Here is a 14,409-nt window from a genome sequence, read left to right as displayed (position 1 = left end):
GGGCGCCTTTCGCCTCCGGGGCTCGACGGTGCTCACGCTTCATCGGCCGTCCCTTCGTGGCCCGGGTGGTCTTCTGGCCGGAGCAACGAACTGGCCCGCGGCCGGTCACGTACCGTTGCGATTCTTTCACCCGATGGTCACGGACGGTGGTGTCAGTGCTGCTCCTGTGCTGGCTCGGAGGAGTGCGTGCTCTCCCCTTCGGACAGCTCGACGCGCTGCCACGCCTGTCCGTCGTCGCTCAGGGCACGGAGCGCGGCCCTGCTGTCGCAGAAGGCGGGCAGCAGCGGTTCGGTACCTGTGCGTGCGATGATTTTGCGCAGGGCCGGTCCGGGGCCGGCGAGCAGCAGTTCACCGCCGGCCGAGCGCAGGCGCATGGCCTTGCGGACCAGGACGGCCAGGGCGTCGATGGTCAGCCGCTCCACCGTCGACACGTCGACGATCACGGTGGGGGTGGTGGCGCGGCACCGGATGGCCGACGCCAGGCAGCTGACCGTCTCCCACGATCCGTCCGGCAGTGACAGCAGGTGGTACTGAGCAGGTCGGGACAAGAGGAACGAGACCTTTCGCGTGCAGGGATGGACGCCTTGGACCCGGAGTGTCTCGGCTCCTCGGTTCGTCGCGCTCACCGTGCCGTTGGCATACCTCTGTGACCTTGCGGCATCTCGGATCGCCTGCGTGGGTTTTCGTACGCACGGGACGCATCGGGTGCCGTGCGGCACCTAGCGTACGGCGGGGGTTTATGGTCCCGAGGCAGGGTTACCCGGCCATGACCTTGGCCGGTTCGCAAGAGGGCAGGGCATGTTCATCGCAGTCGGCCGGCAGGCCACGGTGAGCGGTCGCTGCCGTCGGACAAACGGCGGCGGCGATAAGCCCGCCCCGCCCGGGCACGGCGCGAGCAGCGGGCCGGACGCGGTCTTCCCCCGGTCAGGCCGACGCGGTCCTTCCAGCATGCCGTCGGCGAACTGTTGTTGCCGGCGGGTGCCACAGTTGGCGAAGCCGAGAAGTTGTGGCGGCTACGGGGGTGGTGGGGCGTTGCGTTGTCTGGGGAGGGCGCCGTTGAGGACGGAGGAGTCCGGCGGTCCTGGCGTGTCTGCCTTCACTGCGGCGATCGCGTCCGTCAGGTGCCGTCGTGCGGTGTCGGGCAGGGTGGTGCCCTGGTGGCTGTCGAGGAGGTCCTGGGCGAGGCGGTGCAGTTTGGTATTGGTCTTCTGGGAGGTGGTGACCAGGACGGTCCAGGCCGCTTCGGGGGTCAGGTTGAACGTGGCCATCAGGATGCCGCGGGCCAGGTCGATGACCGGCCGGGTCTGCATGGCCCGGCGCAGCTGGGACACCTCGGCGCACAGTTCCTGGTCAGTGCCGTTCTGGGGGCTGTGACGTTCGCCTGGGGTGGGGGTGGGCGTGGTGTGCTGGCCGTTCGGGGGCGGGGTCTCGAACAGGTCCCGGGTGCCGCTGAGGTCCAGGATCCGCTCGACGGCGCGGCTGGTGGCGGTGATGGTGAGGGTCTTGTCCAGGGCGAGGGCGCGTCTGCGCAGGTCCAGCAGGAGGCCCAGGCCGGCGCAGTCGCAGAAGCGCACAGAGCTCAGACGCAGGTCGAGGCCGTGGACGCAGTGGGCGAGGGCGGCGTGCAGGCCCGGTTCGATGTGCTGGCCAGTGTTCCAGTCGAGTTCGCCCTTGATCGTCAGGCTGGTCCGGTCGCCGTCGGCGGTGACCTCGATCGCCACCAGGTGCGGCCCGAAAACCGCCGCTCCCGGCGGCGGCATGCCGGTGGCGGCGGGCCCGGGGGAGGGGGATGCGCTGGGGGCGGGCTCGGGCATGGCCGTCCTCTCCTTCGTCGGCTCGCCTGCTCGTGTCCAGGTTCGCCCACCCGGGACACACACGTCAACTAATACGTGAAGGATGGTACGTGCTTTGTGGTGCGTGAAGAGCTGTTCGCTATAGTCGGGGCATGTATGAGGTCCCCGAGCCCCACACCGGATGGACGTTTGTGACCAACCATGCCCGGGTGCTGGCGGCCATCGCCGACAACGATCACGCCCGCATCCGCGACATCGCCGCCCACTGCCGGCTGACCGAACGCGCCGTGCAGAAGATCATCGTCGACCTTGAAGACGGCGGGTACCTCTCCCGCACCCGCGAGGGGCGCTCCAACACCTACCGGATCGAACCCGGCAAAACGTTGCGGCACCCGGCCGAAGCGGACCTCGGCCTGACCGTCGCCGCCCTGCTCTCCCTGCTCGTGAAGGACGAACACCAGCGCACCGCACCCGCCGACGACCGCCACACTGACACCAGCTGACCGCCCGGTGGCCTGCCGGCCGCAACGGCACGCAGATCCGTTCGGCGTCAGCGCAGGACGCCGCCAACGCCGGCGCACCTGCGGGCAGTTCGCCGGCGAGCTCGCTCGCGCCGGGAGCCGCGGCCGGCGGTATCGGCCCATGGCTACGTCCCCTCCGCTGCGCTGACCAACTGTTGCAGGATGACCTGGGTCTGCCGAGGGGATGCGGCCTGGGCGCTGAGCTGGTCCGTCACGGCGAGGTAGTGGTCGACGCCCTTGCGTTTGTCCAGGTACAGGGCGCTGGTCAGCTGCTCCAGGTAGACGATGTCGGGCAGGTCCGGCTCCAGGAAGCGCAGGATGGTGATCGGGCCGCCGGCCGCCGCGTGCCCGCCGAGGCGGAACGGGGCCACCTGCACCGTGACATGGGGCAGGCGCGACACCTCCAGCAGGTGCCGCAACTGGCCGGTCATGGTCTCGGAGCCGCCGAGCGGGCGGCGCAGACACGCTTCGTCCAGCACCGCCCACAGCCGGGGCGCACCGGGCGTGCTGAGCAGGGCCTGTCGTCGCAGGCGCAGGTCAACCCGGCGCTCGATGTCCTCTCCGGCCGCCTGCGGGCTGCCGAGCCGGCACACCGCCCGGGCGTAGTCGGGCGTCTGCAGCAGCCCGGGCACGAACTGCACCTCGTAGGTGCGGATGACCGAGGCTGCCTCCTCCAGGCCGAGGAGGGTCTCGAACCAGGCGGGCAGGACGTCGTGGTACTGCTGCCACCATCCGGGCGTGCTGGTCCCGCGCGCCAGCGCCAGGAACTCGGCACGCTCGGCCTCGTCCGTGACCCCGTAGAGCGTCAGCAGATCGGCCACGTCACGTTCCTTGCAGCCGACACGGCCCAGTTCCAGACGGCACATCTTGGCGTGCGAGCAGCGGATGACCTCCCCGGCCGCCTCCCGGGTGATGCCCGCCGCCTCCCGCAGCCGGCGCAACTGCGTTCCCAGGACGATCCGCAGGACCGTCGGGCCGCCCCCGGGCCGCCCGATACGCGGGCGCGGGGACGGAGAGTGCTCGGGCTGCGCGGGCACGCTGACTCCCCTGAGGTCGGATGAACGTTCAGTCTTCCACGCCGGCTGTGGTGAGTATCCGGCCGACATATGCGTCAGCCGGCCGTGGTGAGATCGTCGAAGTCCCCGACCCTGGCCCCCTGGAGGAAAGCCGCGATCTCGGCGCGGGTGTAGACCAGGACCGGTCCGGCCGGGTGGCGGGAGTTGTGCACCGCCACCTGGCCATCAGCCAGCACGGCCAGCTCCACGCAGTTTCCGTTGGGGTTGCTGCGTGATCTCTTGCGCCACACTGCCCCGTCGAGCGCACCGGCAGACATGCCGTTGGAATATGACTCCACCGCGTTTTCTCCTCTTTCTGGGCCGGACGCCGGCCGTTGCGGGACCACCTGCGCATGGCGGGATCTGGGCCCCGCGCGGCCGTTCTTGCCGATGCAATTGCAGATGTACTTGCAGCGGAAGGCAACCGACGAGGATGCTAGCCGTTCCCAACCACGCGGCCCAGCCCCCGAAATGAACCCTGGCGGAGATCGCGATGACCACACCTTCGGCACCGATCAGGCGCGACGCCCTCCACGCGGCGCTGCCCCTCGACCGTGAGCCCTACCTGATGCTGGCCCAGGCCGTCCTGGCCTGGTCCGAACCGCACGACGTGCTCCGGCCCCGCGACTGCGAACAGATCGCTCGGCAACTGGCCGACCATGCCCGCGCCGTCGCCGACGACGTCCGGCACTGCTGCGCCGCGCTGCCGAAGAACAGCGCGATACGGGCCCTGACCGAGGTCGTGCTCGGCGAAGCCGAACGGCGTCTGGCAGCACCACCACGGCCCACGGTCACCGGTGTGCAAAACCTCGCCCGGCTCCTGCGCGCCCTCTACGAGCGCCACGGCCGCCTGCACCACGCACCACAGCTCAGCCGCGCCGCCCTCTCATCCTGACGGCCGACGCGAACTGGTCCAAGGCCGCGGCCGCACCGGCTCTCCCTCTTGCCACCGCAGGCCCAGTTTCCCTTCTGTGAGGCGTAAGCACGGGGCGGACTGCCTCCGCCTACGCTCCTCGCAGATCGACGAAGATGAACCCGTCACCGGCCTCTCGCACCTGACGCGCTCTCGGGATCGTGTCCGTGTTCCGAAGCCTCGATGCAGTGATATGGGGCCGCCAGGGGCGGAGGCGGCGTCAGCAACCGGCCCTCGTGGTGCTCAGCGGGGCTGCCGGGAAGGCGATCAGGAGCAGGGACACATCGTCGGCGGCGTCGGCCGCGGTGACATCGGGCAGCATGGCCTGCACGAGGCGGTCGGCAGCCCTCTCCAGGCCGCCGGCTGGCGAGCAGGCTCGCCCAAGCGCCGCCGTCAGGGCGGTGATGTGGGTGTCGATGTCGCTGTGCGGGGTCTCGACCAAACCGTCGGTGTACAGCGCCAGCGTGGTGCCGGCCCGCAGCGGCAGGCACACCTGCTGGTGCGCCACCCCGCCCACTCCCAGCGGCACGCCCGTCGGCACCTCCAGCGGACTTCGGCGTGGCCCACTGCCGGAGAACGGCCTGCTGCCCCGGCGGCCGCTGTCACAACCCACTCCGGGCCCAACTCATTTCAGCATCCGTCGCAGGCGTGTCACCTGTCACCCACGTCCCGCACAGAACATGTGGGGCTGGAGCGTTTGGCGTGCTACCGGTCGCGCCTTCGGGATGACAGTGATGGCCTCGAACTGGTGAGAGAACAGGGGAGAGGGGGCTGGAATTTCCGGGTCACCCGTCCGGGCGTTTCTGTGGCGGTGCTTGGGCGTAGGTTCCGGGTGCTGGTGTGGCTGCCGGATGGTGGTCGTTTCCGCATGGTCGTGCGGCAACGTGTGGTCCGGACCGGGGGGCCAGCCAGTGTGTCCACGCCGTCCACCAGGACTGGTTGTGGAGGCGGGCGGTGGCCTGCCAGTGCAGCGGGTTGGGCGGCAGGGGGCAGTCGGCGTGCCAGTAGCCGGCCTTGGGGCGCGGGGGGTTGATGACGGAGCCGACGTGGCCGGAGGGGATGAGGTGGAAGTCGGTGCGGCCGCCCAGGGCGCGGGCTCCGTGGTAGACGGTTGGCCAGGGCACGATGTGGTCCCGGACGCTGGCGACGGCGAAGACATCGGTGCTCACGTCCTTGAGGCGGAGCTGCCGGCCGACGAGCTGGAGCCTGCCTTCGGCGAGGAGGTTGTCGCCCATCAGGTGCATGGTGTCGTTGAAGAGGGGGCGGGGGACGGCGATGCCGTCCTGGCTCCAGGCGACGATGTCGAAGGGTGCGGGCCGTTTGCCGTGGAGCCAGCCCTGGGCGAGGGGTTCCCACAGGGTGTCGCCGGAGCGCAGCAGGTCGAAGAAGTCGCTGATGCGGTGGCTGTCGATGAGGGCTTTGCGGCCCATGAGTCCGTTGGACAGCAGCAGGAGCTGGGTGGCGCCCATCGGCTGGTCGGTGTCGGGGTCGGTGTAGTCCAGTCCGGCCATCAGCAGGGTCAAGGAGGCCGTGCGGTGTTCGTGTCCGGCGGCGAGCCAGGCGGCGAGGGCGCCGGCGAAGATGCCGCCGGCGCACAGGCCGACCAGGTGCGTGTGGTCCGTGGCGCAGATGTCTTCGACTACTTGGAGGGCCTGCAGGGGGACGTGGCGGAAGTAGTCCTCCAGTCCTGCGGTCGCCTGGGCGGGGCCGGGGTCGCGGAGGCTGGCGGCGAAGACGGTGAAGCCCTGGCGTACGGCCCATTGGACGAGGCTGCGGCCGGGGGCCAGGTCGTAGATGTAGTACTTGTTGACGAAGGCGGGCAACAGCAGCAGCGGCACGTGGTGGACCTGGGGGGTCTGCGGCTGGTATTGCAGGAGTTCCATGAGGTGGTTGCGGTAGACGACGCGTCCGGGGGTGGCGGCCAGGTCGCGGCCCAGGGTGAAGGCGCCGGAGGGCATCTTGGCCGGGTGTCCCCGGTTGTGCGCGAGATCGTCCAGCAGGTTGCCGGCTCCGCGGACGAGGCTTGCTCCGCGGCTGGTGACCGCGGCGCGTAGCGCGGTCGGGTGGGTGGGCAGGAAGTTGGCGGGCGAGAGGGCGTCGGTGAGGGTCCGGGCGAGGAATTCGGCGGGTCGGCGCCATCGGGGCGGCACCACCGGTGCGGATGCGGCCGCGAGCACGCCGCTGCGCCAGGTCAGGTACGTCTGCAGCAGGGTCCGGTGGTAGGCGCTGGAGTTCCAGGCCGGGTCGTGGTGACGGCGGTCGTCCGGCTCCGGCCGCACCGGTCGCGGCAGCGGCAGTCCGGTCTGGCCGGCCAGTTCGGCCAGGAGGGTGGACAGGCATCGGGCCGGTGCGGGCCACCGGGGACGGGGCACGCTCACGCCGTGCTGCTCGCCGTCTGCGAGGTGGTGTCGTGTTCGGCGCTGTTTGCGGTGTCCGGCAGCGGTTGTGCGGCGAGGAAGGGGGCCGCGACGGCCAGGAGGGCGTCGGGGGCCTCGATGGGCAGCAGATGGCCTGCCAGGGGGATCAGGGCGAGCTGTCCGTGGCCCAGGCGGGCGGCGGCCCGCCGGGCCTGGAAGGCGGGCAGGATGGTGTCCTGTTTGCCCCACACCACCAGGGCGGGCATGGTCAGTTCCGGCAGTCGGTCCGCGACGATGCATTCCTGGCCGCGCAGGCTGGTGGCCTGGCGTATGGTGCTCAGGGCTGCGGCCAGGACGCCGGTCGAGGAGGCGGCCTGGCGCATCTTGGTGGCCCAGGACGCCGGGATCCGCCAGGGGCGCGGGGAGCCCGCCAGGGCCAGCCACAGGACCAAGGACTCGGGGCCGCCGGGGAGCTTGGCGAGGTAGGGGAAGAGCGCGCCGAGCGGGGTGGTGCCCATCAGGATGAAGGCGGGGTGGATGGCCCGGCCCATGCCGGAGGCGCTGACCAGGACCAGGCGCGGCACCCGGGCGGGCCGGGCGAAGGCCATCTCGGCTGCCACGCCGCCGCCTTCGGAGTGGCCCATGAGAGCGGGGCGTTCGAGACCGAGGGCGTCTGCCACGTCCCACAGGAAGTTGGCGATGCCGGCGGGGCTGCTGTCGGGGATGGGGCCGCTGGAACCGTAGCCGGGCAGGTCCACGGCCACCGCCCGGTGACGGCCGGCCAGGTGCGCCAGCACGCTGTTCCAGTCTTCAGAGGTGCCGCCGAGGCCGTGCAGCAGCAGCACGGCCGGTCCGTCACCGGCCTCGGCGTAGGCGACGGGGGTGTCCCGGACGTAGATCGTCTGCTTCGCCGGTTCCGTGACAGTTTTCGTCGCGTTCATATGCCCTCCAGTTCAGTTGTGGAAGCAGAGCAGCCTGCGCACGCGGGGGCCGGTGCGTTGACATACAACAATGCGAAAGTTGAAAGTGCGGCCTATCGCGGGCGCGGCTAATCCGGCGACGTAAATTCGCCCCGCCAGGCAGCTTAGGCAGGATACGCAGGACGGCAAGAGTGCCTCACGAGGAAACGTATGGGCAGTTCCGGACGGCACATCGGTTCGTCATATGCCGCGATCTTTCCTGGCTGCGGAAGTTGTTCTTGACCGGTTTTCGCCACAGCAATGCGGCGCCATTGCGTGGACGAAAGGGGGTGTGCACAGTAAGGTCCAGGCCGGTTTCTTCCGGCAGTTCGGCGCGGCCCGCCGCTGTGCGGCCCGGGGCTCTCCTCGCTCTTCGCCCCGTTCGCCCGCGCCCCGGATGGGTGCCAGTGGCTCTTTCCCGCAGTGTGCAACGCCCAGGAGGACCGCCATGCACAGCACCATGCAGAATGTTCCGCTCAGCGCCGCGCGCCTGCTGCGTCACAGCACCAGCACCCACGGCGATTCGCTCGTCGCGACCTGGCGCGGCGACCACTTCGAGCGCACCACCTACGGACAGGTCGGCCGGCGGGCCGCGCAGCTGGCCCGGGCGCTGCGCGACGAACTGGGCGTGCACACCGGCACCCGCCCGGAGGCAGACCAGAGCGTCGTCGGCACCCTGATGTGGAACAACAGCCGCCACCTGGAATCGTTTCTCGGTGTGCCGTCGATGGGCGCGGTGCTGCACACGCTCAATGTGCGCATCACCACACAACAGCTTGCCTACATCATCAACCACGCAGGGGATGAGGTCGTCGTGGTCGACGGCGATCTCACCGGCCAGCTCGGTGCCGCGCTGCCGCACCTGTCCGGAAAACTGCGGCACATCATCGTCGCCGGGGCCGCAGACCCAGAGGCGCTGGCGCACTTCACCGGCTTTGTGCACGACTATGAAGACCTGCTCGCCCAGCATCCGGCCGACTACCCGTGGGCGGAGGACCTGGACGAGCGCACCGCCGCGGCGATGTGCTACACCTCAGGCACCACCGGGGAGCCCAAGGGCGTGGTCTACAGTCACCGGGCCCTGTATCTGCAGTCCCTGCACCTGGTCAGCCCGGACGGCTGGAACATGAGCGCCCGCGACACCGTCCTGCCCATCGTGCCGATGTTCCACGTCAACGGCTGGGGTCTGCCCCACTCGGCCGCGCACGTGGGCGCCGCCCTGCTGCTGCCCGACCGGCACCTGCAGCCGCGGCCGCTGGCGCAGATGATCGAACAGGGGCGCCCGACCTTCGCCGCGGGTGTGCCCACCGTCTGGACCGCCCTGCACCAGGAGCTTGGCACGGGCCGCTACGACACGAGCAGCCTCCAGCGGGTCGCGACCGGCGGATCGGCGTGCCCGCCGGCGCTGATGCGCTCCTACCACGACCGGTACGGCATCGACTTCGTGCACTCCTGGGGCATGACCGAAACCCTCGGCCTGGCCTCCGCCGCCATCGCCCCCAGCGGACTGCCCGCCGAGCAGCAGTGGTCCTACCGCAGCACCCAGGGCCGCTTCCCGGCCTACGTGCAGTACCGATTAACCGCGCCGGACGGCGAAACCGTCCCCCACGACGGCGTCTCGACCGGCGAACTGGAACTGCGCGGCCCCTCCATCACCGGCGCCTACCACGGAGGCACCGCCGGACAGCCGGCACGCCCCACCGACAGCTTCAGCCCGGACGGGTGGCTGCGCACCGGCGACGTCGCCCGCATCTCCCGTGACGGCTTCCTGACCCTGACCGACCGCGCCAAGGACGTCATCAAGTCCGGCGGCGAGTTCATCTCCAGCGTCGACCTGGAAAACCGCCTCACCGAGCACCCAGCGGTCTTCGAAGCCGCCGTGATCGCCGTCCCCGACCCCCACTGGGGGGAACGCCCGCTGGCCGCCCTCACCTACTGCGAGGGAGCCTGCGCACAGCTGCGCGAACTCAGCGACTTTTTGGCCCAGCACCTCAGTGCCTGGCAGGTCCCCGAACAGTGGGCGGTCCTGCCCGCCATCCCCAAGACCCCCGTGGGAAAGATCGACAAGAAACTCCTGCGGCAGCAGTACGCCGACGGCGCACTGCCCGTCGCCAGGCTTGAGCGCCGCTCCCGCGCCGAGCGCGGCCCAAGCCGCTGACGCAAGGCCGGCGACCCGCAGCGCAGGTACCTCTGATCCGCCAGTGCCGGCACCCCGGCGCACCAGGCCGCGGACGTCTGGATCGGCCGGCCGCTTACGACCAGGGCACGATTCCCACCAGGGCTTGGAGACTTTCGGTGACACAAGGACCCCGCGCGAAAGCCGCGCGGCCCACGCCGCCCCCGCGCAGCGGTCGAAGGCACGCACCCGCCCGCCAGCGGCGCGGACTTCACGCCGCGCTGAAGGCGGTCCGCAGCGGGGCGCAGATGCTGCGGGCCGGCCTGCGGCAGGTCACGGCCCGGCGCGGAGAGCGCCGTCGTTTCCCTGCGGTGCGCCGCACACCCCCGCCTGCGACTGCCCCCGCCGGGCCAAGCGTCCCGAAGCGAACCACGGGCGACGGCCGGGCCGACGGCCACACGCCGCAACCCACCCGGCCCGCACCAAAGGCCCCCGACGCACCCGCCACCAGTTCCCGCCGACAGGGGCTGTGCGGCTTCGACCCCTACTGGGCCGCCCCCGCAGACACCCCCCGTGACACCGACGACCAGAACCGCTCCTGATCCCCCGGCAAGCCCTCAGCGCACGCACGGCCCGCCACGCGGCCTACCCGTTCACCGAAGCTTCCGCCCCAGCTCCTCCGCCTTCCGCAGGAGACCCGCCATGGCCTCACAGCAGCAGACCACGCGATCCCGCCACAACACCAAAGCCGCCCTGCGCGAAGTGCTCTTCGTCGGCAACAACTGGGACGGCACCGTCGACATCCTGGACTCCTCCGCCAGCCTGGAACGCATCGGCCGCATCAACGCCATCCCCGACCGTGAGCAGCGTATGCGCGAAATCCGCGAAAGCCCTGTGAAACACGCCTACTTCCGCGGCGTACGCCAGATCTACGGCGAAGGCCACGACCAGTTCGTCGACGACGTCTTCTCCACCCCCGACGGGTCCGCCATCGCCGTCTCCCGCCCCAGCTTCGCCGACGTCGTCTGCATCGGCCTGGACACCGGCGAGATCCGCTGGCGCTTCCCGGTCGCCGGCCACCGCACCGACCACATGGCCGTCTCCCCCGACAGCACCCGCCTGGCGGTATCGGCCTTCACCGCCCGCACCGTCCACGTCCTCGACATCACCACCGGCCAGGAACACGGATCCTTCCCCGCCGGCGACAAACCCCACGAAAACATCTTCACCCAAGACGGCCGCTACATCTGGAACATGTCCGTCGGCCACGTCGGCACCGACCTGGACGCCCGCTGGCTCGACTGGACCAAAGGCGACCGGCACATCACCATCGCGGATGCCACCTCACTCGAGGTCGTCCGCACCATCAACATGCGCCACCGCCTCAACGCCTACGGCCGACGCGACCTCTCCCACTCCATCAGGCCCACCGTCTTCACCCCCGACGAGACCCTCCTGTACTTCCAGGTCTCCTACTTCAACGGCCTCATCGAATACGACATCAAACGCGACATCATCACACGCATCAAGACCCTGCCGGGAAACGTGGCCACCACCAGCGACAGAAAAGCCTGGGTCAACGACTCCCGCCACCACGGCATCGCCATCAGCCCGGACGGCACCAGACTCTGCATCGCCGGCGTCATGGACAACTACGCCACCATCATCGACCGCGAAACCCTGAACGAAGGCCCCCTGATCCCCGCCTCCAAGCCCTACTGGGCCACCGTCACCGGCGACGGCACCGCCGCCGTCATCTCCGAAAGCGCCGCCAACCGCGTCACCGCCATCAACTTCACCACCGGCCGGCGCGGCGCCTCCACCGACGTCGGAAAACACCCCCAGCGCATCCGCCTCGGACACATCCTCACCAGCTGGACCACCCAAGCGGCCAGATGAACGAACCTTTCAAGAAGTTGGTGACACCCGTCACGCTGTGGTCCGGCATGAGCAACCGTACTGGCGGGTCCGCGACCGCCGGCTCGCGCACAACCTCCCCGCATCCCGCATTCTCCTGCTCTTTCGGCCGGTGAGTGCCGGGTGCCCTGAAACGGTAGTGCCGCGTACCGGCCGGCGCAGGGACTGACGGGCGTATTCCGGTTTGGCCGAAGGGACACGTTGGCCACCGCAGGGAACGGGAACCCGGCACCGGTGTGTCGGCATAACGGAAACAGAAGAGGCAGGATGCCCGGGTTCGACGGGGTACGCCTGGTGCACGCGGCTGCCCGTAAGCGCGACCGAGCCCAGCTTCCGCAGAGATTGTGCGCGGCCTTATGCCGGGGCCTGCCGGTGGAAGAGGTGTCTTTGTGCCTGTCCACCGGACCGGCCACGCAGCAGATGCTGGGCACTTGCGGGCCGACGGCACTGTGCCTGGAAGAAGTACAGTTCGAAACCGGCGAAGGCCCCGGCACCGACGCGGTCACCACCGGCCTGCCCGTGCTCTACCCCGACCTGCGCACACAGCCGATGCCCTACCCCTTCTTCGCCCCTCGCCTGCACGAAGAAGCCGCCGATGTCGCCGCTGTCTACGCCTTCCCTCTCACCCTCGGCACGCACACCTTCGGCACCGCGCAGTGCCTGCGCTTCGCACCGCTGCGCCTGGACACGATGGACCTGGTCCACATCGCCGCAGCCGTGGACGCGACTGCCGGGCTGGTCGCTGACTTCTGCCTGCCCCACCTCGCTGCCGACAACGTGCTGCCGTGGGAGCCCGCCGAGACCCTGGAGGCGCACTGGGGGACCACCTACCGGGCCACTGGAATACTGGCCGGTCTCCTGGACACTTCCGTTACCGACGCCCTCGCACGCCTGCGTGCCACGGCCTTCGCCACCGGCCGCCCGCTGCCCGCCCTGGCCCATGACATCCTCCACCACCGGCGGCCGACGACCGACGACGGCGACCGAGCGGACTGACGACGGACGCCCGGCCGCGCCACTCTGGCTGACGTAGCGCGCTGAGCGTCAATCCATGAGGGGCGACTGGCCGCAAGCCCGACTCCCCAAGGCGGAACTCCGCCGTGCACGCACATACGTGCTCAGCCAGACGACTGTTTCCGGAAGCGCGGTAGGACGCGTGGAACCAGGAACCGCAGGACAGGTGCTTAGAAGGCACTCGATCCATCATCGAGTGCATGGCGCCTGACCTGGGCAAACGTGCTCTTCCCGAGCTGTCCCCCCGGGGCGTGGGGGACGCATGGGGAAATGGCAGACTTTCGATGTCTGGGGGACACGAGAGGTCTGAGTGCCCGCTGTCAGGCTCTCACATCATCTTCACCGATTCGCGGCCCTCCGCAGAAACAATCGTGGCCCTCGCAGGCGTTGCAGGTCGCGGAGTCGAAGAGGGGAAGGTGTCGGGACTGAAGCTGTTCCACACGATGAACGGCAACGTGGCCGAGGTCGCGCCGCGTCTGGCTGAGGTCGAGGCGGATGTGCAGCACCTCATCGAGGCGCACATGGAGACGATGCTGGGCGTGCGGTTCCTGGCGAGCGAGTACAGCACCGGGCCGGTGCACGGATCGACTCGCTGGGTCTGGACGAGAACGACGCGCCGGTGGTGGTCGAGTACAAGCGCGGCACGGATGCGGGCGTGATCAACCAGGGCTTGTTCTATCTGGCGTGGCTGATGGACCACCGGGCCGAGTTCGGTTACCTGGTCCGCGCGCGCCTGGGGGCGGCCGCCGCCTCGCGGGTGCGGTGGAGCGCGCCGCGGCTGATCTGTGTGGCGGGCGATTTCACCCGCTACGACGTGCACGCGGTGCGCGAGCACCGGCGCAGCATCGACTTGGTCCGCTACCGCTTCTACGGCGAGCAGCTCGTCGGCCTGGAGACGGTGGCCTCCGTCACCGGGCAGACGGCGGCTTCCGGGACGGCCCGTCGCGCCCGCGCGGCCGAGAAGACGCGCGGGCACCTGGCCCAGGGGGCGATGGCGGACCTGGCCGCCGCGGTCGACGAGACGCTGCTGGGCCTGGGGCAGGACATCACCACGACCGAGAACCGCCTCTACCGGGCGTACCGGCGGCTGCGGAACTTCGCCTGCGTGTGCCCGCCGCAGAAGAGCAAGCTGCTCGTCTACCTCAAGGCCGACCCGAAGGAGACCGGCCTGGTGCCCGGCTTCACCCGGGACGTGACGGGGCTGGGCCACCACGGCACCGGCGACCTGGAGGTCCGCCTGCGCTCGGAGCGGGACCTGGAGCGGGCCCGGGACCTGTTCCGTCTCAGCTACGCCGCGGCGTAGCGCGAGACGCTGCAGGGCGTCGTCCCGGCCGGGGATGGAGTTGTGGGCAGGTCTGGTGTCGGCTGCCTTTCGACGGCGGGGCAGAAGTGGCGGTGGATTTCCAGTGAAGCGGTGATTTCCCGGTTGGGCTGACCGGGGAGCCGCTGATACAAAGCGCCGGGTAGGCGCGCGGTGCATCGAGCGCCTACCCGGCTGTCGCCTATACGAAGGGAGTGTCACGGTAGGCGATCTGAACCCTCACCGCCTGGGTGGGATCGCCCCCTGTCGCAGGGGTCCGGGTAGCCGTCTTCGCCTGCATCATGGCCGTGCTGGCGCTGACGGGCGGCCTCCTGCTGATCGCCCTCACTGATCAGTGGCTCGCCTGGGTCCGATGGGGCCTGGAGACGGCCGGCGTCTTTGCGGTCCTCGGGCTCGCCTGCGCCCTGGTCATCCGCTGGGTGAGCAGGCCCGGTTAGCCCCGG

Annotated in this window: 13 protein-coding genes and 1 pseudogene; 7 read left to right on the top strand and 7 right to left on the bottom strand. The window is 70.0% G+C overall.

Features of this window, described 5'->3' with window-relative positions:
- Positions 1 to 152 precede the first annotated feature (152 nt).
- Positions 153 to 548, bottom strand: coding sequence for an STAS domain-containing protein (locus OEIGOIKO_RS07740; RefSeq protein WP_246177259.1), 396 nt, complete (start codon positions 546 to 548; stop codon positions 153 to 155).
- Between the two features lie 465 nt (positions 549 to 1,013).
- Positions 1,014 to 1,814, bottom strand: a complete 801-nt coding sequence (locus tag OEIGOIKO_RS07735; protein WP_246177258.1) for an ANTAR domain-containing protein — start codon at positions 1,812 to 1,814, stop codon at positions 1,014 to 1,016.
- A gap of 131 nt (positions 1,815 to 1,945) precedes the next feature.
- Here OEIGOIKO_RS07735 and OEIGOIKO_RS07730 point away from each other — a divergent pair, with 131 nt between their 5' ends.
- Entirely contained in the window at positions 1,946 to 2,296 is a 351-nt protein-coding gene (locus OEIGOIKO_RS07730) for a helix-turn-helix transcriptional regulator (RefSeq protein WP_125053132.1), read from the top strand.
- Between the two features lie 143 nt (positions 2,297 to 2,439).
- Here OEIGOIKO_RS07730 and OEIGOIKO_RS07725 read toward each other — a convergent pair whose 3' ends face one another.
- Positions 2,440 to 3,351, bottom strand: a complete 912-nt coding sequence (locus tag OEIGOIKO_RS07725; RefSeq protein ID WP_246177257.1) for a helix-turn-helix domain-containing protein — start codon at positions 3,349 to 3,351, stop codon at positions 2,440 to 2,442.
- Between the two features lie 74 nt (positions 3,352 to 3,425).
- On the bottom strand, positions 3,426 to 3,668 hold the full coding sequence (locus tag OEIGOIKO_RS07720; RefSeq protein ID WP_125053129.1) for a DUF397 domain-containing protein: 243 nt from the start codon (positions 3,666 to 3,668) through the stop codon (positions 3,426 to 3,428).
- A 194-nt stretch (positions 3,669 to 3,862) separates the two neighbouring features.
- On the opposite strand from OEIGOIKO_RS07720, the gene OEIGOIKO_RS07715 reads away from it, so the two are divergent.
- Entirely contained in the window at positions 3,863 to 4,264 is a 402-nt protein-coding gene (locus OEIGOIKO_RS07715) for a DUF6415 family natural product biosynthesis protein (RefSeq protein ID WP_125053127.1), read from the top strand.
- 238 nt (positions 4,265 to 4,502) lie between these two features.
- Here OEIGOIKO_RS07715 and OEIGOIKO_RS07710 read toward each other — a convergent pair whose 3' ends face one another.
- The 3 genes from OEIGOIKO_RS07710 to OEIGOIKO_RS07700 form a co-directional block, all read right to left on the bottom strand.
- A complete protein-coding gene (locus OEIGOIKO_RS07710) occupies positions 4,503 to 4,823 on the bottom strand; it encodes a SpoIIE family protein phosphatase (protein WP_281288342.1) in 321 nt (106 codons plus the stop codon).
- A gap of 244 nt (positions 4,824 to 5,067) precedes the next feature.
- On the bottom strand, positions 5,068 to 6,660 hold the full coding sequence (locus OEIGOIKO_RS07705) for a PHA/PHB synthase family protein (RefSeq protein WP_125053123.1): 1,593 nt from the start codon (positions 6,658 to 6,660) through the stop codon (positions 5,068 to 5,070).
- Positions 6,657 to 7,580, bottom strand: coding sequence for an alpha/beta fold hydrolase (locus OEIGOIKO_RS07700; RefSeq protein WP_125053121.1), 924 nt, complete (start codon positions 7,578 to 7,580; stop codon positions 6,657 to 6,659). The genes OEIGOIKO_RS07705 and OEIGOIKO_RS07700 overlap by 4 nt, the downstream gene beginning before the upstream one ends.
- A gap of 466 nt (positions 7,581 to 8,046) precedes the next feature.
- On the opposite strand from OEIGOIKO_RS07700, the gene OEIGOIKO_RS07695 reads away from it, so the two are divergent.
- The 5 genes and pseudogenes from OEIGOIKO_RS07695 to OEIGOIKO_RS07675 all read left to right on the top strand — a co-directional run bounded on the left by OEIGOIKO_RS07695 (position 8,047) and on the right by OEIGOIKO_RS07675 (position 14,403).
- A complete protein-coding gene (locus OEIGOIKO_RS07695) occupies positions 8,047 to 9,756 on the top strand; it encodes a long-chain fatty acid--CoA ligase (protein ID WP_125053119.1) in 1,710 nt (569 codons plus the stop codon).
- 660 nt (positions 9,757 to 10,416) lie between these two features.
- Positions 10,417 to 11,613: a YncE family protein gene (locus OEIGOIKO_RS07690; protein WP_125053117.1), complete on the top strand. Its 1,197-nt coding sequence runs from the start codon at positions 10,417 to 10,419 to the stop codon at positions 11,611 to 11,613.
- A 390-nt stretch (positions 11,614 to 12,003) separates the two neighbouring features.
- Positions 12,004 to 12,627: an ANTAR domain-containing protein gene (locus tag OEIGOIKO_RS07685; RefSeq protein WP_246177255.1), complete on the top strand. Its 624-nt coding sequence runs from the start codon at positions 12,004 to 12,006 to the stop codon at positions 12,625 to 12,627.
- A 434-nt stretch (positions 12,628 to 13,061) separates the two neighbouring features.
- Positions 13,062 to 13,948, top strand: a pseudogene (locus OEIGOIKO_RS07680) (DUF5655 domain-containing protein).
- A 248-nt stretch (positions 13,949 to 14,196) separates the two neighbouring features.
- Positions 14,197 to 14,403, top strand: a complete 207-nt coding sequence (locus OEIGOIKO_RS07675; protein ID WP_125053113.1) for a hypothetical protein — start codon at positions 14,197 to 14,199, stop codon at positions 14,401 to 14,403.
- Positions 14,404 to 14,409: the final 6 nt, after the last annotated feature.

The organism is Streptomyces paromomycinus, from assembly GCF_003865155.1.
GTDB classification, from domain to species: Bacteria; Actinomycetota; Actinomycetes; order Streptomycetales; family Streptomycetaceae; genus Streptomyces; species Streptomyces chrestomyceticus.
Note: the sequence above shows the minus strand (reverse complement) of the source record. Positions and strands in the feature narration are given on the sequence as shown.

Bases quoted from the DNA above. Each gene is read 5' to 3' on its own strand.
- OEIGOIKO_RS07735 (WP_246177258.1), bottom strand. From the start codon at position 1,814: ATGCCCGAGCCCGCCCCCAGCGCATCCCCCTCCCCCGGGCCCGCCGCC.
- OEIGOIKO_RS07730 (WP_125053132.1), top strand. From the start codon at position 1,946: ATGTATGAGGTCCCCGAGCCCCACACCGGATGGACGTTTGTGACCAAC.
- OEIGOIKO_RS07715 (WP_125053127.1), top strand. From the start codon at position 3,863: ATGACCACACCTTCGGCACCGATCAGGCGCGACGCCCTCCACGCGGCG.
- OEIGOIKO_RS07700 (WP_125053121.1), bottom strand. From the start codon at position 7,580: ATGAACGCGACGAAAACTGTCACGGAACCGGCGAAGCAGACGATCTAC.
- OEIGOIKO_RS07695 (WP_125053119.1), top strand. From the start codon at position 8,047: ATGCACAGCACCATGCAGAATGTTCCGCTCAGCGCCGCGCGCCTGCTG.
- OEIGOIKO_RS07690 (WP_125053117.1), top strand. From the start codon at position 10,417: ATGGCCTCACAGCAGCAGACCACGCGATCCCGCCACAACACCAAAGCC.